The sequence below is a fragment of the Novosphingobium sp. genome (genome assembly GCF_036803765.1).
Lineage (GTDB): Bacteria > Pseudomonadota > Alphaproteobacteria > Sphingomonadales > Sphingomonadaceae > Novosphingobium.
In genome coordinates, this window is sequence record NZ_DAIRTS010000007.1 from 99927 (window position 1) to 118890 (window position 18964).

General features: G+C 67.5%; 20 protein-coding genes. 6 read left to right on the forward strand and 14 right to left on the reverse strand.

Annotated features, from left to right (window positions below):
• Positions 1-9: 9 nt before the first annotated feature.
• The 4 genes from V7Q48_RS06605 to V7Q48_RS06620 form a co-directional block, all read right to left on the reverse strand.
• Entirely contained in the window at positions 10-891 is an 882-nt protein-coding gene (locus tag V7Q48_RS06605) for a LysR substrate-binding domain-containing protein (RefSeq protein ID WP_333837008.1), read from the reverse strand.
• Positions 891-1835, reverse strand: coding sequence for a hemolysin family protein (locus V7Q48_RS06610; RefSeq protein ID WP_333837009.1), 945 nt, complete (start codon positions 1833-1835; stop codon positions 891-893). The genes V7Q48_RS06605 and V7Q48_RS06610 overlap by 1 nt, the downstream gene beginning before the upstream one ends.
• Positions 1836-1867: 32 nt before the next feature.
• Positions 1868-2362, reverse strand: a complete 495-nt coding sequence (ybeY, locus tag V7Q48_RS06615) for an rRNA maturation RNase YbeY (protein WP_333837011.1) — start codon at positions 2360-2362, stop codon at positions 1868-1870.
• 100 nt (positions 2363-2462) lie between these two features.
• On the reverse strand, positions 2463-3554 hold the full coding sequence (locus V7Q48_RS06620; protein WP_333837013.1) for a PhoH family protein: 1092 nt from the start codon (positions 3552-3554) through the stop codon (positions 2463-2465).
• A 245-nt stretch (positions 3555-3799) separates the two neighbouring features.
• Here V7Q48_RS06620 and V7Q48_RS06625 point away from each other — a divergent pair, with 245 nt between their 5' ends.
• Positions 3800-4105: a hypothetical protein gene (locus V7Q48_RS06625; RefSeq protein WP_333837015.1), complete on the forward strand. Its 306-nt coding sequence runs from the start codon at positions 3800-3802 to the stop codon at positions 4103-4105.
• Positions 4106-4252: 147 nt separating this feature from the next.
• The gene (locus V7Q48_RS06630) at positions 4253-4615 is read left to right on the forward strand and encodes a hypothetical protein (RefSeq protein ID WP_333837016.1); all 363 of its coding nucleotides are present in this window, start codon (positions 4253-4255) and stop codon (positions 4613-4615) included.
• A gap of 70 nt (positions 4616-4685) precedes the next feature.
• On the opposite strand, the gene V7Q48_RS06635 is transcribed toward V7Q48_RS06630, so the two are convergent.
• From V7Q48_RS06635 to V7Q48_RS06655, 5 genes are all read right to left on the reverse strand, one after another.
• The gene (locus V7Q48_RS06635; protein WP_333837017.1) at positions 4686-6005 is read right to left on the reverse strand and encodes an ABC1 kinase family protein; all 1320 of its coding nucleotides are present in this window, start codon (positions 6003-6005) and stop codon (positions 4686-4688) included.
• Entirely contained in the window at positions 6002-7213 is a 1212-nt protein-coding gene (locus V7Q48_RS06640) for an FAD-binding domain-containing protein (protein ID WP_333837019.1), read from the reverse strand. The genes V7Q48_RS06635 and V7Q48_RS06640 overlap by 4 nt, the downstream gene beginning before the upstream one ends.
• A 112-nt stretch (positions 7214-7325) precedes the next feature.
• Positions 7326-7934 (reverse strand): DUF4328 domain-containing protein, encoded by a 609-nt coding sequence (locus V7Q48_RS06645; protein ID WP_333837020.1) that lies wholly within the window; start codon positions 7932-7934, stop codon positions 7326-7328.
• Positions 7935-8018: 84 nt separating this feature from the next.
• Positions 8019-9119, reverse strand: coding sequence for a branched-chain amino acid aminotransferase (locus V7Q48_RS06650; protein ID WP_333837021.1), 1101 nt, complete (start codon positions 9117-9119; stop codon positions 8019-8021).
• A 508-nt stretch (positions 9120-9627) separates the two neighbouring features.
• A complete protein-coding gene (locus tag V7Q48_RS06655) occupies positions 9628-10170 on the reverse strand; it encodes a hypothetical protein (RefSeq protein ID WP_333837023.1) in 543 nt (180 codons plus the stop codon).
• Between V7Q48_RS06655 and V7Q48_RS06660 the strand changes: the two genes are divergently transcribed.
• The 4 genes from V7Q48_RS06660 to V7Q48_RS06675 all read left to right on the forward strand — a co-directional run bounded on the left by V7Q48_RS06660 (position 10169) and on the right by V7Q48_RS06675 (position 14426).
• On the forward strand, positions 10169-10990 hold the full coding sequence (locus tag V7Q48_RS06660; protein WP_333837120.1) for a TlyA family RNA methyltransferase: 822 nt from the start codon (positions 10169-10171) through the stop codon (positions 10988-10990). The genes V7Q48_RS06655 and V7Q48_RS06660 overlap by 2 nt on opposite strands.
• 186 nt (positions 10991-11176) lie before the next feature.
• Positions 11177-11731 carry a TspO/MBR family protein gene (locus V7Q48_RS06665; RefSeq protein ID WP_333837024.1) on the forward strand — a complete coding sequence of 185 codons (555 nt, stop codon included), beginning with the start codon at positions 11177-11179 and terminating at the stop codon, positions 11729-11731.
• 126 nt (positions 11732-11857) lie between these two features.
• Positions 11858-12118 (forward strand): accessory factor UbiK family protein, encoded by a 261-nt coding sequence (locus V7Q48_RS06670; protein ID WP_333837026.1) that lies wholly within the window; start codon positions 11858-11860, stop codon positions 12116-12118.
• Between the two features lie 157 nt (positions 12119-12275).
• Complete coding sequence (locus V7Q48_RS06675; RefSeq protein WP_442947101.1) at positions 12276-14426, forward strand: catalase; 2151 nt, start codon at positions 12276-12278, stop codon at positions 14424-14426.
• 177 nt (positions 14427-14603) lie between these two features.
• Here V7Q48_RS06675 and miaB read toward each other — a convergent pair whose 3' ends face one another.
• The 5 genes from miaB to V7Q48_RS06700 form a co-directional block, all read right to left on the reverse strand.
• On the reverse strand, positions 14604-15935 hold the full coding sequence (gene miaB / locus V7Q48_RS06680; RefSeq protein ID WP_333837027.1) for a tRNA (N6-isopentenyl adenosine(37)-C2)-methylthiotransferase MiaB: 1332 nt from the start codon (positions 15933-15935) through the stop codon (positions 14604-14606).
• A gap of 74 nt (positions 15936-16009) precedes the next feature.
• Positions 16010-16225 (reverse strand): hypothetical protein, encoded by a 216-nt coding sequence (locus V7Q48_RS06685; protein WP_333837029.1) that lies wholly within the window; start codon positions 16223-16225, stop codon positions 16010-16012.
• Positions 16226-16231: 6 nt separating this feature from the next.
• Complete coding sequence (locus tag V7Q48_RS06690) at positions 16232-16588, reverse strand: hypothetical protein (RefSeq protein ID WP_333837030.1); 357 nt, start codon at positions 16586-16588, stop codon at positions 16232-16234.
• Between the two features lie 205 nt (positions 16589-16793).
• Entirely contained in the window at positions 16794-17408 is a 615-nt protein-coding gene (locus V7Q48_RS06695; RefSeq protein ID WP_333837032.1) for a calcium-binding protein, read from the reverse strand.
• 297 nt (positions 17409-17705) lie between these two features.
• The gene (locus V7Q48_RS06700; protein ID WP_333837034.1) at positions 17706-18899 is read right to left on the reverse strand and encodes an acyltransferase family protein; all 1194 of its coding nucleotides are present in this window, start codon (positions 18897-18899) and stop codon (positions 17706-17708) included.
• Between the last annotated feature and the right edge of the window lie 65 nt (positions 18900-18964).

Genomic DNA, 18964 nt, shown 5'->3' on the forward strand with positions numbered 1-18964 from the left:
GATGGCGGCTTACAAACCCGCCTTCAGCATCCAGTCGTGGAACAGCCGCACCGGGCGCGATTGCAGCGCACGGGGGCGGCACACGAACCAGTAGGAATAGGGGCTGTCGACCTCAATGTCGTAGACCCGGGCCAGCCGTGGATCGTGGCTGCGGCTGAAATGGTCATCGTGCATGATCGCGATGCCCAGTCCTTGCGCCGCGGCCTCGAGGATCAGCTGCCCCGAATCGAAGTGGTCGATCGCCGCCGGCTCGAGCGCCTCGAGGTGCAGCGTGCGCTTCCACGCCTCGAAGCTGGCGGGCAGGTCGTTGTGCACGAGGAACGTCTGGCGCGACAGCAGCGCCATGTCCGGGCGACTGCCCAGCTCCTCGGCCAGCTGCCTGCTGGCGATGGCATAGACGCGGTTATGGTCGAGCCGTACCGAATGCAGCGTGACGTCGGGGCCTTCGGACAGGACGATGGCCGCGTCGATGGTATCGCCCAGCTTGGTCTCGGCGGCGGCCGAGCTGTCGATGTCGATGTGCAGCTGGGGGTGCAGCTTGCGCAGCTCGCCCAGGCGCGGGAACAGGCGCTGGCTGCCGAATAGCGGCAGGACACCAAGGCGCAGGCGCATGACCTTGCCGGTGTCGATCATGCGGTCGATGCGGTCCGCCATCTCGTCGATCAGCGGGGCGACGGCGTCGTAAAGCGTCTGGCCGTCGTCGGTCAGCTTGAGCGCCTGGTGCTTGCGCTCGAACAGCGGCTTGGCGACGAACTCCTCGAGCGAGGCGAGCCGGCGTGACAGCGCCGAAGGGCTGAGCGCCAGTTCGGCCGCAGCCGTCTTGGCCGAGCCGGCGCGCACCACGCGGATGAAGGCTTCGAGCGAGCGCAGGGGAGGGAGGCGGCGGATCATCAGGCGTCTTCGGTTTCTTCTTTGCCGGACGTGGGCGCGTGGAGGCGCAGGCGGGTCAGGCGGCGTTCGTCGCCATCGGTAACCTCGAGGCGCCAGCCCGACTGGTGCTCGAGCACGCGGCCGACCGGCGGCACTTCGCCCGCCAGTACCACGGCCAGGCCGCCCAGCGTGTCGACGTCTTCCTCCACCTCGGCGAGGCGCGGATCGATGGTGTCGGCCACGTCCTCCAGCTCGGCGCGCGCGTCGGCGTCCCAGGTGTCGGGATCGAGCTGGTTGAGCAGCACTTCGGGCGCGTCGTCGTGCTCGTCCTCGACGTCGCCGACGATTTCCTCGACCAAGTCCTCGAACGTGATGATGCCATCGGTGCCCGAATATTCGTCGATTACCACGGCCAGGTGGGTGCGGCGGCTGCGCATGTCGGCCAGCACGTCGATCGCGCCGCGCGCCTGCGGCACGAACAGCGGCTGGCGCATCAGGTGTGCCCAGTCCTCGGGCGCGCTGCCGCCGTTGAAGGCCATGTCCGCGACGATCGCGAAGACGTCCTTCACGTGCATCATGCCCAGCACTTCATCGAGCGATTCGCCATAGACCGGCAGGCGGCTGTGCCCGTGCTCGGCAAAGGCGGCGACGACTTCCTCGAACGTCGAGGCGGCGGGGATGGCGATGATCTGCCCGCGCGGGATCGCCACGTCGTCGGCGTCGCGCTCGCTGAAATGGAGCAGGTTCTTGAGCATCTGGCGCTCGATCGGCACGAGATCGCCGTCGGCACCCGATGTCGTGCCCGGCTCGTGCTCGTGCTCCTCGATCGCTTCCTCGATCTGTGCCCGCAGCGACTGGTCGTTGTCCGGTCCCTTGAAGAAAGCCCGGATCGCGCGCCACAGCGCGCCGTTACTGTCGCCTTCGCCCGACCGGCTCTCGCCGCCGGACCCGTTGCCCTCGGGCACTGATCTTGCTCCTCTGCTCGTTTCAGGTTCGTTCATGCATATGGGTCGGCGAGGCCCAGCAAGGCAAGCGCCTTCCGCTCCAGCGCTTCCATTTCCTCGGCCTCCGCATCGCCGGTCTCGTGGTCGTAGCCTGCCAGATGCAGCAGGCCGTGGACCACCAGGTGCGCGGCATGGTCCGCGACTGGAATACCCTTTTCCTCGGCCTCGCGCGCGCACACGCCCTGCGCGAGGATGAGATCACCGAGCATTCCCGGCGCGCCTTCGTCGGCGGCTGCGCGCAGCACGTCCTCGCGGGCAAGCATCGGGAAGGACAGAACATTGGTGGGCTTGTCCTTGGCGCGCCACTGCTTGTTGAGCGCGTGGACTTCCTCGTCGTCGGCCAGGACGAGGCTGACCAGCAGGTTGGGATGGGCCAGTTCGGGCGCGACCGCCGCGGCGGCCTCGGCGGCGCGATTGGCGAGCGCCTCCCAATCGGTGGCGGTACCCCAGATCGGGTCGATGTCGATTTCGAGAATGGGGGCGGTCATGCAGCGTCCGTGCCGGGGGGGTGAGCGAATCGCTTTGGCACGGCGGGCGGCCTGAAGCCACCCTGCCGATACCAAAGCGATGTCGATCAGGTGCGCAGGGTCAGGCCTCGGGGCCTTCGTAGGCCTCGACGATGCGGCCCACGATCGGGTGGCGGACCACGTCGGCGCGGCTGAAGTGGACCACGCCGATGCCGTCGACTCCCTCGAGCCGGCGAACCGCATCGGCCAGGCCACTGGCGGCGACGCCGCCGGGCAGGTCAACCTGCTTGGGGTCGCCGCACACCACCATGCGGCTGTTCTGGCCGAAGCGGGTAAGGAACATCTTCATCTGCGCGGGCGTCGTGTTCTGCGCCTCGTCGAGGATGACGAAGGCATCGGCCAGCGTGCGGCCGCGCATGAAGGCGATCGGCGCGATCTCGATCTCGCCGCTGGCGATGCGCCGCTCGACCTGCTCTGGCGGCATGCAGTCGTACAAGGCGTCGTAAAGCGGGCGCAGGTACGGATCGACCTTTTCCTTCATGTCGCCGGGCAGGAAGCCCAGCCGCTCGCCCGCCTCGACCGCGGGGCGCGAGAGGATCAGCCGCTGGACCGAGCCGGTCATCAGCTGCGCCACGGCCTGCGCCACGGCCAGGTAGGTCTTGCCCGTACCCGCCGGCCCCAGCGCGAAGATCACGTCGTTCTTCACCAGGGCCTGCATATAGGCGATCTGCGTGGCCGACCGCGGCACGATCGTCTTGCGACGGGTGCGGATCATGATCGGCGGGGTGCCGGCGGCGTCGCCGGTGATGATCCCCTCGAGCGTGGGCTCCGCGCTCATTGCGATGATCGATTCGAGCGCGCCCATGTCGATCTCGTGCCCGGTGTTGAGGCGCTGGTGCAGGCCCTTGAGCACGTCTCGGGCGCGGGCCACGCTGTCTTCCGGCCCCTCGATCAGCACCTTGTTGCCGCGCGCCGAGATATAGACGCCAAGGCGATTCTCGATCTGCACGAGGTTGGTGTCGAACTGTCCGAACAGCGCCCCCAGCATGGTCTGCTCCTCGAACTCGACCTCGGCGCGGGCGCGGCGGGACCGATCCCCTCCATCGCGCGTCGATCCGTCACCGAACGAATGGACGCCGGGCCTTGGGCCGCTGCGGTCGTGGGTCAAGTCGCGATGCGCCTCATCGTGCGCGCGGGAGAGTTTTCGAGCCATGGGGTGGGGTTTTCGCGCTCCTTTCATCGGACCTCTATGGGTAAAGTGTAAGGTGTGATCGCCGTGGTGCAAGGACCCCTCGGGGCTAATGCACAAGATGGGTCACAGTGTTGCGACACTTTGTTGCCGCCGCACGACAAAGCTGAGCGGTTTCTGGCGGATTGCTTCGCTCAGTGTTCAGCCGCGACGCCCCATAACCGGTTCATGGCCAAGGCACCCGCCGCGGCCCGGACAGGAGACCCATCATGCGCAAGTTCATTCTCGCCATCGTCGCTGCCGCCGCGCTCGGCCCCGTTGTCGCCCCGGCGATCGCCAACGCCCAGCCGGTGCCGGTTGCCGCCGCCCGTCACGAAGTGGCCCGCGACCGTGCGGAAGTCCGGCATGATCGCCGCGAGATCGCGGTCGCCCGGGCGCACGGCGACTATCGCCGGGCCCATATCGCGCGCCACGAGCTGCGTCACGACCGCCGCGAACTGCGCCGCGACCACCGCGTACTGCACCGCAAGATGATGCATCACCGCCATCACCGTCATCACGACTATCGTCGCTGATGGTGTGCAGCTGACCGGTTGACGGTTGGGTTGACGGTTCTGTGGCGGCGCGGCGAAGCCGGCCTTCCTCCCCCTCGGGTCACGGCTTGCCACGCCGCCACGTCCGTCTATCATGGCACCCCGACCAGCCGGCCGGGGTGCCATTTCATGCGACCAACACCTGCCGCTGCCCGTCTTGGCCGCGCGACCGCAAGCCTGGCGGCCTTGGTACTGCCCCTGGCGCTGGTTGCGTGCGGCAGCGCCAAGAAACCTGCGCCGGCCCGGCATGACGAACCCGTCCTGCGCGCGATCTACCGCGATGGCCACGATACGATGCTGCTTGCGCTCTCGCCCGACGGCCGGCCGATGCGGGCGGACGATTGCCACAATGCCCTGCTGGTCGACGATGCCACCGGCGCTACGCGCCAGCTCGATCAGGCCGAAGTGAACGCCCGACTCAGGTCGATGCAGCTGGCCGGCGCAGCCCCCGGCGATTGCCCGAGGCCGGCGCGCCGCTCCCCGATGCGTTGACGCGCCTTACGCGGCGGCCCTGAGGTGACTGTTCATCGCCCGTTCGCCGGGGTGGTTCCATCACAATGCTTCACTGGCCGGCAATCACGTGTGCGGCCATGTCCCTGATCTGCACGCGGGCCTCCATCCGTACCGCGAGCAGGGCCGTGCCGCTCACCTTGCGCTGCACCAGCAGCGTCTGGACGGGCGGCACGTGCCAGGCCTCCCGGTCCGCCACGATCGGCTTGCCGATGGCGCGCAACTCGCTCACGAATCGGCGATCCGAAAAGTCCAGCGGCCCCGGCCGGGACAAGTGGGCGAGCAGCACCGCGATCATCGCATCGATCCGCGCGCCATGGCGTTCGAGCAGCAGCGGGGACACGAACCCGACCGCCAGAATCGCCTCGCGCAGCGCTGCCGGGTCTTCAGCCAAACCGGCCTTTACCACGGCGCGATAGGCGGCGGCGGTTTCGGGTGGCACCGCCCGCGCCGCCCCGAAATCGAGCAGGACGAGCCGACCGGTCTCCGGCTGCCAGCGATAGTTGGCGAAGTTCGGATCGGTCTGCATGAAGCCGAACACGAACAACTCGTGCAGCACGAGATCGAGCAGCGCGGAGACCGCGGAATCGCGCTGGTCCTGCGCGGCATCGGCCAGCGTATCGATGGGGCGCCCGCTCACGAAATCCATCGCCAGGACGCGCGTGGTGGTGAATTCCTCGACCGGCTCGGGCACGACGAAGCGGCGGTCGTCGGCCAGCTGCGCGCGGTAACGGCGCATCTGCTCGGCCTCGCGCCGATAATCGGCCTCTTCGTGCAGCTGGACCTTGGCCTCGGCCAGCAGCGGCGCGATGTCCACGCTCGAAGGGAGCAGGCTCGAGACCCTGAGCAGCGTCGCCACGTTGTCGACATCGGCGTCGATGCTCTGCGCGACGCCCGGGTACTGCACCTTGATCGCCAGGTCGCGGCCATCGGGCAGGCGTGCACGATGGACCTGGCCGATCGAGGCGGCGGCCAGCGGGCGCGGGTCGAAATGCGCGAAGCGACGGCGCCAGTCGGCGCCCCATTCGGCGGCGAGCACTTTCTGCAGCTGTGCCGGTGGCATGTGATGCGCGCCATCGCGCAGCCGGGCGAGGATCGCGGTCAACTCCGGCGGGAGCATGTCGCCAGCATCGAGCGAGATCATCTGCCCGAGCTTCATCGCCGCGCCGCGCAAACGTGACAGCTGCTCGGTCAGGCGCGCGGCATTGCCCGGCGTCAGCATCAGCTCGTGCAGGGCAGGGCGCTCGCCCCGCGCAAGCCGGCGCGCGCCTTCGGCCACGGCCCCGCCGGCAAGGCCACCGGCCAGTTGCCCGAAGGCGGCGAGGCGCGAGAGCCGGCCGCTGGGAACCTTGCGTCCACGATCCTCGCTCATCGGATGGTGTCCACCAGCGTGCAGTCCAGGGCATCATGGGGCACGAGCATGTCGAGCAATGCGGGTATCTCCTGCTTGAGGGCGAAGAAGCCCCGGCGACAATGCGGCCAAACCGTCCGGTCCCAATGCCGTAGATGCTCAGCCAGGACCAGCCCGGCCCCGTCCAGCGCGGCACGGATTGCGGGCAGTTCATCGCCCAGGTGGCCGAGGGGCACGAACCCGGTAACGATCTGCGTGGCGTCATGATCCCCGGCAATGGCGACTAGATCGTCGACATCCTGTGCCCATAACGCCGGCACATCGCGCTGCCTCGCGGCGCGCGACAGCGCATCATCGAGGGCGGCGCGATCGGCATCGTCGCGGACATGGTCATGCAGCGCGACGACGGCCCGTACGGGCATGTCCTGCAAGGCCGTTGCCAGGTCGACCGAGGCGTCTTCGGGGGTGATCCACAGCACCGCCGGCCGTGTCGTGTCGGGCATCGGGGTCGTGCGGAGCGGCGTTGCTGGAGGCGGCGGCGCATCGGCGGGGATTGCCGCATCCCGCGCCAACCCGTGCGGATGGAAGCGACCGCCGGTCATTGCGGTGATCCGCTCGGCGTCTGCAAGATAGGCCTTGCCGGCGGTGTGCAGTCCCGCGACCCAGCGCCACGACAGCGTGTTGCTGGCCGGGTCTGCATCGCGCAAGCGTGCCGCCATGTGGGCCGCGCCCAGCTCCCACGGCAGGCCCAGCGTGAAAATCCAGATCGAGGCCACCTGCATTCGCGCCCAGTTATGCAGGTAGCGCGTATCCAACAGCTCGCGCATCCAGTGGTCGAAGGCGTCGATCCCGGTGTGACCGGCGATGGCGTCGGCATGACGGCCGGCAAGGTCCGGATCGCGCCGAAGCTGCTGCTTCAGCGCCGCGCAGCGCGCCAGGTATTGCGTCCAGATCGCCGGGCGCTGCTCCAGCCAGCCTTTCCAGTACGTGCGCCAGAACACTTCGCTAATGAAGCTCTGCGCAGCCTGCGCATCATGGTGTCGCAGCACCTCGGCGATGACTTCGGCTTCGGTCACGGTGCGCCGGCGCAGGGCCGCCGACAGGCGCGAGACCGTGTCATGCCGGCCAGGGCCATGATCGACGTTGCGACCTTGGCCATAAGCGCTCCCCGCGCGGGGTGCGAACGCGGCGAGGCGTGCCAGTGCGTCTGCCCGGGTGACGGGGAACACGGCTGGATTGGACCGATGGGATGGGGCGTTGCTGGGCATGTCGCCGCCATCGCCTCATTTCCCGGTGGGGACGACCCGTACCTTCGGACCTGTCCGACCCGGGAACCGCAAGTCAGGCGAAGACGTCGGCGTCCACCAGGCCCTGCTGCCCCTGGTTCACGCGCTGCACGATGGCCCGAAACAGGAAGGATGCCGCCAGCAGGGCCAGCGCGGCGACCGAGGGCATGACCTGCTGCCCGACCGACGTCTGCGCGAACAGGGCGTTGCCCGAGGCGTTGAGCGAGATCGTGCCGATGAGCCAGGCGGCCCACCATTGCCCCAGCAGCGGCGTGGCGGGTGCGGCGAAGCTGTCGGTCTCGCGCAGGCTGTCAGTCCACAACTCGCGCACCACCTGGTACGGCTTGAACAGCGTGGCGATCGGCACGAAAGTCCAAAGCCAGGCCATCGTCGGGCCGTGGTTCATCTGTACGCCGGCGGCATGGAGATTGGCGTTGGCACGGTAGAGCCACATGCACGATAGCGTCACCGCCACCAGCACCACGATCAGCGCCACGAGCGTGAACAGGCCCATGATTTCGGGGAAGCGCGCCATCGCATTAAGCAGGCTTTCGCCCAGCAGCACGACGGCGAGCATGACGCCGGCCAGCGGCAATACCCAGCCCAGCGCACGCGTCAGCCGGTCGAGGCGGAACCGCCCCTGGTCCAGTGTCAGTTTTCCCATGATCCATCCCCCATTTGCCGCAGAAGGCTAGATGAGGAGACGGCGATCACGCAAGCGTGATCGCGTCGGAACTGGCAGCAGGGATCAGGCGATGCGGCGCACCCAGCCGTGGGCATCGGGGCTTTCGCCGCGCTGGATCGAGACGAGGCGCTGGCGCAGCTTCTGCGTCAGCTGGCCCGGACCGCCAGAGCCGATGACGAACTCACCATTGTGGTCGGCGACCTTGCCCACGGGGGTGACGACCGCAGCCGTCCCGCAGGCGAAGGTTTCGACCAGCTTTCCGCTCGCGGCATCGGCGCGCCACTGGTCGAGGCTGTAGCGTTCCTCGCGCACGGTCAGGCCTTCCTCTCGGGCAAGCGCGATCAGGCTTTCGCGGGTGATGCCCGGCAGGATCGTGCCCGACAGCGGCGGCGTCAGGATCGAGCCGTCGTCGAAGGCGAAGAACAGGTTCATGCCGCCCAGTTCCTCGATCCACTTGTGCTCGGCAGCGTCGAGGAACAGCACCTGGTCATGCCCGCGCGAAAAGGCCTCGGCGGTGGGGACGAGGCTGGCGGCATAGTTGCCGCCGCACTTGGCCGCACCGGTGCCGCCGGGCGCTGCGCGGGTATAGTCGCTCACCCAGATCGAGACTGCGGGCGAGCCCGACTTGAAATAGTTGCCGGCAGGGCTGGCGATGACGAGGAAGCGATAGGCGCGGGCCGGGCGCACGCCGAGGAACGCCTCGGTCGCGAACATGAAGGGCCGCAGGTACAGCGCGCCGCCGTCGACGGTCGGGAACCAGTCACGGTCGGTCAGCACCAGTTGCTCGACCGCCTCGACGAAGAGATCCTCGGGCAGTTCGGGCATGGCGAGGCGGCGGGCCGAAGCGTTGAAGCGGGCCGCATTGGCCTCGGGCCGGAACAGCGCCATGCCGCCGTCGGGCAGGCGATAGGCCTTCAGCCCCTCGAAGATTTCCTGGGCGTAGTGCAAAACTGAGGCGGCCGGATCGAGCGCGATCGGGCCGTAGGGCAGGATCGCGGCATCGTGCCAGCCCTTGTCCTCGGTCCAGTCGATCGACACCATGTGGTCGGTGAACTTTGTGCCGAAGCCGGGGTTTGCCAGTACCGCGTCACGCAGCTCGGCCGTGGCCGGGGCGGGGTGGTTCGTCTTGGCAAAACGCGAGGTGGCTGCGGCGCTGGTCGCCATGGCACGTCAATCCTTCGTATCGGTCGGTCTGGTTTGCGCGTTGAACGAATGTTGCGCAAAGTTCAAGCGAAAAGAAATAAATGTGAAGGGCCGCCCCGGCAATCCGAAGCGGCCCTTCGCATGGTCAGCGGCCGGAAGTGCCGCTCACGAAGCCTTTATCGCGTATCGAAATCAGCGATAATGCCTCGCGTTGCGGAATGCCGACCTCTCTGCTGAACCATGAGACATCGGATCACCTCCTTTCGCGCTGTTGAGCCAGGGTCACCGCCCGGGGCGTGCCGGACGATTGGGCCGGGAGGGTTTCTTGTCCACTCACCAACCGTGACCTCAATGTGCGCAATCGCACCCGAAACAACAAGACTTGCATTCAATTATTTTGGCGTCACAATCGAGACTTCGCGCGCGGTTTCGGGCCAGTTGACGCGCTGCAGCATGGCCGGCCGCCATGCCCGCTCAACGCGTCGATCCGGGTACATTCGAAACGATTTTGTCGGCGCCTTGCCGCCTCTCAGCGACAGTCTTCGATCACGCGGCCGACTTCGGCCCAGGCCGGCAGAGCCAGCGTCGACAGGCCATTTACCTCGAGCACGAAGCGGCCGCGGCTGAATGCCATGGCATCGAGCAGGCTGTCACGCACCGGCAAGGCGATCGCGAGCGATTCGGCGCCGTAGGGAGAGGCACTCAAGGGCCGTTGCTGGGCGCTGGTGGTGATGGCAGCAGGTACCGGCTGGGCCGCGCTGCCCGCGCGCACGATCAGGATTTGGCCGGCGGCGCGATTGCATTGCAGGCTGACCAGCGGCGCTGCGCCAAGCTGGCCAAAGCGCGCCGTGCCCGCCGCATATGTCCACGTGCCCGGCGTTTGCGGCAGGTCGCGCCAGTCAGCGGGTGGGGGTGCTGCGGGCTGAGGCGCAGGTGCCGGGCGGGCAGGGGGCAAGGTGCGCACCGGCGCCGGTGCCGGAGGCGGCGCGGAAACGCAGCCTGCCGCAGAGAGCACGAGCGCGATTGCCAGCAGCGAATTGGTCGATGGCACCACGGCCCGGTTGATCTTCATGCCCGGCTTATGGAAGGAAGCGCGCGTGACCTCAACCCATCCCCCCTCGTCCGACCGGTCCCCCCGTGCCAAACCCGCGCCGAAGCAGCGCGTCGACCAGCTTCTCGTCGAGCGTGGCCTTGCCGAAAGCCGCGCGCGCGGCCAGGCCCTGATCCTTGCGGGGCTGGTCTTCGTGGGCGAAACCAAGATCGCCAAGGCGGGGCAGACCGTGCCGTCCGACGCCGTGATCGAGGTGCGGGGCCGCGACCATCCCTGGGTATCGCGCGGCGGCATCAAGCTGGCGCATGCGATCGACCACTTCGCGCTCGACCCGGCGGGCGTGACGGCGATGGACATCGGCAGTTCGACCGGCGGCTTTACCGACGTGCTGCTCCAGAAAGGGGCCGCCCATGTCTTCGCCGTGGATTCGGGTACGAACCAGCTGGCGTGGAAGCTGCGCCAGGACCCGCGCGTCACCGTTCTGGAGCAAACCAGCGCGCGCATCCTGACCCCCGCGCACATCGACCGACCAGCGCACTGGGTGGTCTGCGACGCCAGCTTCATCAGCCTGCGCAAGGTGCTCGAGGTGCCGTTGCAGCTGGCCGCCGCGCCCACCACGCTGGTCGCCCTGATCAAACCGCAGTTCGAGGTCGGCCGCACCGAAGTGGGCAAGGGCGGCGTGGTCCGCGACCCGGCGCTGCACGCCCGGGTCTGCGACGAAGTGCGCGACTGGCTCCAAGGCGAGGGCTGGCGCGTCGAGGGGATTGTCGAAAGCCCGATCACCGGGCCGGAGGGCAATGTCGAGTTCCTGATCTACGCCTTTCGCGACACGGCATCCTGATCGGGGCACCGGGCGCTGTTCCATGCGTTCACGCCCGAACCGTTGCGTCCTGGCCTAATCGATGCGTTTCGGAATGAGATTCGCTCGCCATTTGCCTAGCGGCGCGACACTTGCAATACCCGGCATTCTGGCCATACCGGCATACTGGATGCCCGATCCTTCGCTTGAGGCAGACGTCGACCGACCATGCGTTACCTTGCATCCCCCGCCCAATTGCGTGCCAGCCTGATCCGCTGGGCCCTGTTCACCATCCCCCTCGTCGTTGCGCTGGGCTTCCTGTCCGGGCGCAGTGCCGGGAGCGGGCCCGACAACCCCTGGTTCGCGGCGCTGGTGAAGCCGGCGATATTCCCGCCGCCGGCGGTGTTCGGCATAGTCTGGGGCATTCTCTACGTCATGATGGGCCTGGCGCTGGCGATGGTGCTGGCCGCGCGTGGCGCACCGGGGCGCGGCGTTGCGGTGCTTGCCTTCGCGGTGCAGCTCTGCGTCAATCTCGCGTGGAGCCCGGTGTTCTTCGCCTTTCATCGGATCGTCGCCGCACAGGTGATCATCCTCGTGCTGATCCCGCTGGTCGCGCTCACCATCTGGCTGTTCTGGCGCGTGCGCACCGTGGCCGGGGCGTTGCTGCTGCCCTATCTGGCCTGGGTCTGCTTTGCCGCCGTCCTCAATTACCAGTTCATGCAGGCCAACCCCGATGCCGACGGCGCCTTTGCCCCGGCGCAGACGGTGCGCGTCGCGATCTAAGTTGCGACCTAATCCCGGCGCTCGATAGAGATCCGCCATCCACGGCCATTGTGCACGGGGCGCTTGCGGTTGTCGCGGCGGCGCACCATGTAGGCCGGCATCACCGCTTAGCCAGGATGGGCCGCCATGCAGACCGAAAACCCGATGATCGCCGATTTCGTCAAGGTGCTCAACAGCGCCGCAGGGACCCTGGCCGGCCTAGGCCGCGAAGCTGGCGAAACCGCACGCGAAAAGGCCCGCGAAGTGTTCGGCGGCTTTGATTTCGTCAGCCGCGAGGAATTCGACGCGGTCAAGGACATGGCCGCGACGGCGCGCGAGGAAGTAGAGACGCTCAAGGCCCGTCTCGCCGCTCTCGAGGCTCGTCTCGGGGACGCTCCGCAGGGCTGACGACGGCGGCCGGGAACGGCCCCGGGAACGGCCAACGCCGAACGATCTGGCCAGCCTGCCGGATCGGCACGACGGATTGTTCGCAGCGAAGGGAACGCAGTGGCGCGCCGAACGTCGGAGGGGGGAGCTTTCCCCCCTACCGACCAGGAGCTGCCCGATGGCAAAAGCCGCCAAGCCTGCCAAGCCCACGAAGACACCTGCCGAGATGCCGCATGCCGCAAACGGCGTCTTCGTGACCGACGAGGGTGCCGGTGGTGAAACCCACCAGCACGTGCCCGAAGATGGCAATCACGGCAGCGCCGATGCCCACCTGACCACCAACCAGGGCATCCGCATCAGCGACAACCAGAACAGCCTCAAGGCCGGTTCGCGCGGCCCCGTGCTGCTCGAAGACTTCGTGCTGCGCGAGAAGATCTTCCACTTCGACCACGAGCGCATCCCCGAGCGCATCGTACACGCCCGCGGCTCCGCCGCCCACGGCGTGTTCCAGGTCACGCGCGCGATCCCCGAACTGACCAAGGCCGGGCTGTTCGCCGAGGAAGGCAAGGAAACGCCGGTCTTCGTGCGTTTCTCGACGGTCGCCGGCGGTGCCGGCAGTGTCGATACCCCGCGCGACGTGCGCGGGTTCGCGGTCAAGTTCTACACCGAAGAGGGCAATTGGGACCTCGTCGGCAACAACATCCCGGTGTTCTTCATCCAGGATGCGATCAAGTTCCCCGACCTGATCCACGCCGTGAAGATGGAGGCCGACAAAGGCTATCCGCAGGCGGCCAGCGCGCACGACACGTTCTGGGATTTCGTCGGCCTGATGCCCGAGACCATGCACATGATCATGTGGGCAATGTCCGACCGCACCATCCCGCGCTCGCTGCGCATGATGGAAGGTTTCGGCATTCACACCTTCCGCTTCGTCAATGCCGAGGGCGCGAGCAAGCTGGTCAAGTTCCACTGGAAGCCCGTGCTCGGCATGCAGTCGACGCTGTGGGACGAGGCGGTCAAGATCGCCGGTGCCGATCCCGACTATCATCGTCGCGACCTGTTCGAGGCGATCGATGCCGGCGATTTCCCCGCGTGGGATCTCGGCGTCCAGGTCTTCGACGAGGAATGGGCGATGGAACAGCCCTACGACGTCCTCGACTCAACCAAGCTGATCCCCGAGGAGGTCGTGCCGGTCGAGATCATCGGTCGCATGACGCTCAACCGCAACCCCGACAACTTCTTCGCCGAGACCGAGCAGGTCGCGTTCTGCCCCGCCAACATCGTACCGGGGATCGACTTCAGCGCCGATCCGCTGCTGCAGGGCCGCCTGTTCTCGTACCTCGACACGCAGAAGTCGCGCCTTGGCACCGCCAACTTCCACCAGCTGCCCATCAACGCGCCCAAATGCCCGATGCACAACTTCCAGCGCGACGGGCAGATGCAGATGATGGTGCCCAAGGGCCGCGCCAACTACGAGCCGAATTCGCTGGGTGAGGCTGGTGAGCAGGGTGGTCCGCGTGAATGCCCGGCAACCGGTTTCAGCACCCTGCCGCGCAACATCCAGCCCAACGATGCCGACGCCAACGTGCGGCTGCGCCCCGAACTGTTTGCCGACCACTTCAGCCAGGCCCGCCTGTTCTGGGTGTCGCAGACGGCGTCGGAGCAGGCGCACATCGCCTCGGCCTTCGTGTTCGAGCTGTCGAAGGTGGCGCTTGAGCATGTGCGCCTGCGCGTCCTGTCGCGCTTGCGCAACGTGAACGAGGATCTGGCATCGCGCGTCGCGGCGGGTCTTGCCATGGACCTGCCCGAGGCGGCGCCTGCCGCACGGGAGCCGATCGATATGGCGGCGTCGCCCGCGCTGTCGATCCAGCAGCAGATGGAGCCGGTGCTGACGGGCCGCAAGGTCGCGATCCTGTTTGCCGACGGGTCTGACGGCAAGGCGATCGCCGACCTCAAGAAGGCGATCATCAAGGCCGGCGGCACGCCGTTCCTGGTGGCGCCCAAGGTGGGTGGGATCGAGACCACGACCGGTCCGCTCAAGGCCGATGGCCAGCTGGCGGGCAGCCCCTCGGTGCTGTTCGACGCGGTTGCGCTGGTACTTTCGGCCGACGGTGCACAGATGCTCGCCAAGGACAGCGCCGCGGTCCAGTTCGTCGCGGACGCCTTCGGGCACCTCAAGGCGATCGGCGCCACCGAGGATGCCGGCGTCCTGCTCGACAACGCCAATGTCATGGAAGACGACGGCGTCGTTCCGCTGAGCGCGAACTTCGTGAAGGCCGCCGCCATGCGCTACCCTGATCGCGAGCCGCAAGTCCGCATGCTCGCCTGATCTAAGGCGCTACCTGAAACCCCCTCCTCTTCCGAGGAGGGGGTTGGGGGTGGTGGAGACAGGGCACGACCCCGCCTCCCACGCATCCATTTCCCTTAAAAATTGTTATCCGCCAAGGCCGTGCATGGCCGCCACCACCCCCCGACCCCCTCCTCAGAAGAGGAGGGGGAGCATCGGTCAGGCGGATTTCTGGACCAGTTGCCCGGCGAGCGAGTTCGGGCCTGCCTCGACCAGATCGACGGTCACGATGTCGCCGATGCCGACGTCTCCGGTGAAGTGCACCGACTGCAGCCACGGCGACTTGCCCAGCCACTGGCCTTCATGGCGACCGCGCCGCTCCACCAGCACCTCGCACCGCTTGCCCACCGACGCCGCATTGAACGCGGTGGCGTCACGCACCAGTGCGGCCTGGAGGCGTTGCAGGCGCTCGTCCATCACGGCGGCGGGCACCTGGTCGGCCATCGTCGCGGCCGGCGTGCCGGGTCGCGGCGAGTACTTGAAGCTGAACGCCTGCGCGTGGCGCACGTGCGCAACCAGATCGAGCGTATCCTGGAATTCGGCTTCGGTCTCGCCCGGGAAACCGACGATGAAATCGCCCGAAAGCGCAATGTCGGGCCGCGCGGCGCGCACGCGATCGAGGATCGCCATATAGCTGTCCACCGTGTGGCTGCGGTTCATCGCCTTGAGCACGCGGTCGTTGCCTGCCTGGACCGGCAAGTGCAGGAACGGCATCAGCTTGTCGATCTCGCCATGCGCGGCGATCAAGCCGTCGCTCATGTCGTTGGGATGGCTGGTGGTGTAGCGGATCCGCGCCAGGTCCGGATCGGCGGCCAGCGTGCGGATCAGCCCGTCGAGGCCGATCGTGCGGCCCTTGTCATCCTCGCCGTGCCAGGCGTTGACGTTCTGCCCCAGCAGCGTGATCTCGCGCGCGCCGCCAGCGATCAGCAGCTTGGCCTCCTCGACGAGGTCGGCATAGGGGCGCGAGATTTCGGCGCCGCGGGTATAGGGCACGACGCAGTAGGTGCAGAACTTGTCGCACCCTTCCTGCACCGTCAGGAACGCGCTCGGCCCCGAGCGGCGACGCTTGGGCAGCGCGGCGAACTTCGCCTCCGCCGGCATGTCGGTCTCGGTGCCGCGGCGCCCGGCGGCGGCATCGGCGACCATCGCGGGCAGGCGGTGATAGGCTTGCGGCCCAACGACGACCTTCACGCTCGGGGCGCGGGCCATGATCTCTTCGCCCTCGGCCTGGGCGACGCAGCCGGCGACCGCGATCAGTGGTGCGCTGCCATCCGCACGGCGCAGGCGACCGATGTCGGAATAGACCTTTTCGGTCGCCTTCTCGCGGATGTGGCAGGTGTTGAGCACGACGAGGTCGGCATCGTCGCGCTCGGCGGCGACGGTCATACCTTCGGCGGTGAGCAACTCGGCCATCCGCTCGCCGTCATAGACGTTCATCTGGCAGCCGAAGCTCTTGACGTGAAACGTCCGGGGGGGAGTCTGTGCGGGCATAAGCCGCGCCCCTTACGGCATCGCGGCGGCGATTTGAAGGGGCGGCGGGCTGCGTGGCCGGAATGCTGGCCGCGTTATCCCGCCTGTCCGGCGCTTTCGTGCGCGACCTCGATCATCGAGGGGCCGTTCGCCACCGGCGTCAGCCACACCGCGAGGTCGGCAACGATGAGCACGGCCATGCCGAGCATCATCGCCGGCCGCTTGCGCTCACCACGCCGCCACAGGAAGATCGCGCCGGCGATCAGCGCCACGGTGGCGAGCACCAGCAGGGACAGGACGGTATCCATCATGACCGTTCAGCCGAACAGGCCCTTGGCGATGCCGGCGATGTCGTTTAGCGGGTTGCCGTCGCCGTCCTTGTCGAGGAAGCGGGTGACCTGGCCCAGCGCATCGGGATGCTCGCCGAGCATCGAGGCGAACTGGCCCAGCGCGCCTTCGCCACCGATGTGGCCGACGATCTGCTGAAGGAGGCCGGCGTCCAGCCCTGAATTGGCAGCGGCGGTCTCGATCGTGTCGCCCTTTGCTTGGTGGCCTGCCGCCAGCGCCGCGATCGCGGTTTCGGCCTGCGCGGGATCGATGCCGAGCTTGGCCGCCATGTTCTTGACGTCGACCGCGCTGCTCACCTGGCCCAGAATACCATCGAACACGCTCATGCTATCGGTCCTTTCGTGGGAGGATGCTGTGGCGGGCGCGGAGCCCCGCTGCGCAGCCGTGATAGCGCGGCGAAGGGCGGTCTGGCCATCAAAAAGGCCCCACCCTCGGGGACGCGAGGGCAGGGCCAGACTGCGCAAGCGGGTTTTGCGCAGAACGACCGGGCAGGCGTGGTCGCCTCCCGGCCCCGTTTGTCTGCGCGTTTGGTCAGATCGACACGGTATCGTCGGCGATGATGTGATTGAGCGTGAGCGCCTGCTGGTGGCCCAGTCCGTCATTGAGAATGAAGGTCGTGCCGTCGAAGCCGGACTTGTTGACGAAGTAGCTGCCGGCCGAAGGGTTCGCCTTGAGATAGGCGGCCAGGCGGTTCACGTCGTCCTGCGAATCGATGAAATAGGACCCGGTTCCCTTCACGCCGAACCCGAGCGCGCCCAGCGTCGAATCGAAGCCGGTGATGCGGATGGCATCGTGGTCGGCGAAATTGAGGTCGGTGATGGTCAGCCACTGAGCCACCGTGCTGACTCCGTGGCCGCCGGTGAAGCTGACGACGCCATTCCCCTCGGCCTGGCGGAATACGAACTGGTCGGCACCATTGCCGCCGGTCAGCGAATCCTTGCCACCGCCGCCCTTCAGCACGTCGTTTCCGTCGCCGCCGTAAAGGACGTCGTTGCCCGCGCCGCCATAAAGCTGGTCGTTGCCGGCACCGCCGGAGATGATGTCGCGGCCGCTGCCACCCGAGATGGTATCGGCGCCGCTGCTGCCGTTGATGATTTCGCTGCTCTTGGTGCCGGTGATGACGCCCGAGCCGGTGATGACTGCCATGTTCGTTCTCCTCGTCCGCCGTGGGGCGGGTTTTGATCCACAAGATGCGATTGCTATCGAGCGGTCGGGAAGAACGAGACCGTTCCTCGGCCACCACAGCAGGTTAGTGCGACCTGGTTTGCTGTTCTGGTTCGTTGGACGAAGGCGGCCGTTCGACCGCCCAGCTGGGTTACTGCGAATCTGCGCTGCAGTGGCGCACGCGCCATGCCCGATCAGGTTACGGCATTCTGCACTGCAGCGTATCCGGCTCTCCGTTCAAACTGGCGCTATCCGTGCCCAAAAGGGCAAGCGACGCGTTCAATTTGGACGCGTTTCGCCGACCGCATCAATCCGGGACCGGCAGCGAACCGTGGCGCTGCCAAAGCGACGGGTGAGCGCGGCCCGCGTCGGTTCCTCCCAGGCGGTGGTGAGCCAGGCGGCCACGACCAGCGCCGCCGGAACCATCGCGAATGGAAGCAGGGCCGAGGCGCCCGTGCCTGACTCGCCGTGCCCGAGATATTCCGTCGCGCCGGCATAAAGGGTGAGCAGCGGGACGTGGATGCCGTAGAGCGGGTAGGAGATGCGCCCCAGCCAGCGCCCGCCGGGGATAGCGTGATGGCGACCTGCGCTGATCGAAAGCGCCAGCACCGCCGGCATGAGGACGATGGCGACGAACATCGTCCATGCCACCTCCCGCACCGGGAGCGCCATCGCGAAGAGCAATGCACCGGCGGCCAGGGCCGCATGTCGCGCGCCCATCGCGGGCAGACGATGACGCAGGCGGTGCAGCAGCAGGCCCATGGCGAATCCGAAGCCGATGCGCGCCAGTCCGCCGTCGATGCTTTTCAGCTCCCACCCCAGGTTCATCGACCCGTGCCGTGCGGCAACGGCGATAAGCACGAGCGCACAAGCGAAGACGCCGACACCAATCGCGGCGGTGGAGCGCCGGACGAGACTGGCGGCCCAGGCAAAGTTGGCAAGCAGTTCGAAGAACAGCGACCATAAGGGGCCATCGCTGGGGAACAGCTCTCCCCGTGTGGCCGCGCCGACCCAGACCTTGGGCACGAGGACGAGATTGAGTGCGCTGCCGAGCAGTACTTCGCCCAGCCTGTCGGAGCGATCGGGGGCGACGAACCACCGGGCGATCAGATAGGCGCTGCCGAGCCCGGCGCCCAGGACCACGATCGGCGCCATGCGGATGAGGCGGCGGCGGACGAAGTCGCCGAGTGCCATCCGCCGATCTGCGGGAGCGTCATGACCGAGCCGATCGCCATAAGCCTCAGCCAGCACGAAGCCGCTGAGCATGAAGAAGAAGTCCACCGCGAGGTAGCCATTGGGCATGAGCTGCGCCGCGCCGGTGTACGTGCCGACATGATAGAGGCACACCGCCAGCGCCGCGAGCCCGCGCATTTCGTCGAGGAATGCGGTCTGCGCGCGGGCCCCACCGTCGCGATGACGCGCGGCCGGCGCTGCAGAGTTTCGCGCGGGCGGATCCCGCAGCGCGCTATCCATGATTGCCCCGATCCCGATAGCGGCGCGCGCCTGTGCAGGGCGTTCACGCAATGAACGCCCACACT

What these genes read in the sequence shown, in the direction of transcription:
- V7Q48_RS06605 (WP_333837008.1), bottom strand. Translation starts at nt 891, where the DNA reads ATGATCCGCCGCCTCCCTCCCCTGCGCTCGCTCGAAGCCTTCATCCGC.
- ybeY (WP_333837011.1), bottom strand. Translation starts at nt 2,362, where the DNA reads ATGACCGCCCCCATTCTCGAAATCGACATCGACCCGATCTGGGGTACC.
- V7Q48_RS06620 (WP_333837013.1), bottom strand. Translation starts at nt 3,554, where the DNA reads ATGGCTCGAAAACTCTCCCGCGCGCACGATGAGGCGCATCGCGACTTG.
- V7Q48_RS06625 (WP_333837015.1), top strand. Translation starts at nt 3,800, where the DNA reads ATGCGCAAGTTCATTCTCGCCATCGTCGCTGCCGCCGCGCTCGGCCCC.
- V7Q48_RS06630 (WP_333837016.1), top strand. Translation starts at nt 4,253, where the DNA reads ATGCGACCAACACCTGCCGCTGCCCGTCTTGGCCGCGCGACCGCAAGC.
- V7Q48_RS06635 (WP_333837017.1), bottom strand. Translation starts at nt 6,005, where the DNA reads ATGAGCGAGGATCGTGGACGCAAGGTTCCCAGCGGCCGGCTCTCGCGC.
- V7Q48_RS06645 (WP_333837020.1), bottom strand. Translation starts at nt 7,934, where the DNA reads ATGGGAAAACTGACACTGGACCAGGGGCGGTTCCGCCTCGACCGGCTG.
- V7Q48_RS06650 (WP_333837021.1), bottom strand. Translation starts at nt 9,119, where the DNA reads ATGGCGACCAGCGCCGCAGCCACCTCGCGTTTTGCCAAGACGAACCAC.
- V7Q48_RS06660 (WP_333837120.1), top strand. Translation starts at nt 10,169, where the DNA reads ATGCCCGGCTTATGGAAGGAAGCGCGCGTGACCTCAACCCATCCCCCC.
- V7Q48_RS06655 (WP_333837023.1), bottom strand. Translation starts at nt 10,170, where the DNA reads ATGAAGATCAACCGGGCCGTGGTGCCATCGACCAATTCGCTGCTGGCA.
- V7Q48_RS06665 (WP_333837024.1), top strand. Translation starts at nt 11,177, where the DNA reads ATGCGTTACCTTGCATCCCCCGCCCAATTGCGTGCCAGCCTGATCCGC.
- V7Q48_RS06670 (WP_333837026.1), top strand. Translation starts at nt 11,858, where the DNA reads ATGCAGACCGAAAACCCGATGATCGCCGATTTCGTCAAGGTGCTCAAC.
- V7Q48_RS06675 (WP_442947101.1), top strand. Translation starts at nt 12,276, where the DNA reads ATGGCAAAAGCCGCCAAGCCTGCCAAGCCCACGAAGACACCTGCCGAG.
- miaB (WP_333837027.1), bottom strand. Translation starts at nt 15,935, where the DNA reads ATGCCCGCACAGACTCCCCCCCGGACGTTTCACGTCAAGAGCTTCGGC.
- V7Q48_RS06685 (WP_333837029.1), bottom strand. Translation starts at nt 16,225, where the DNA reads ATGATGGATACCGTCCTGTCCCTGCTGGTGCTCGCCACCGTGGCGCTG.
- V7Q48_RS06690 (WP_333837030.1), bottom strand. Translation starts at nt 16,588, where the DNA reads ATGAGCGTGTTCGATGGTATTCTGGGCCAGGTGAGCAGCGCGGTCGAC.
- V7Q48_RS06695 (WP_333837032.1), bottom strand. Translation starts at nt 17,408, where the DNA reads ATGGCAGTCATCACCGGCTCGGGCGTCATCACCGGCACCAAGAGCAGC.
- V7Q48_RS06700 (WP_333837034.1), bottom strand. Translation starts at nt 18,899, where the DNA reads ATGGATAGCGCGCTGCGGGATCCGCCCGCGCGAAACTCTGCAGCGCCG.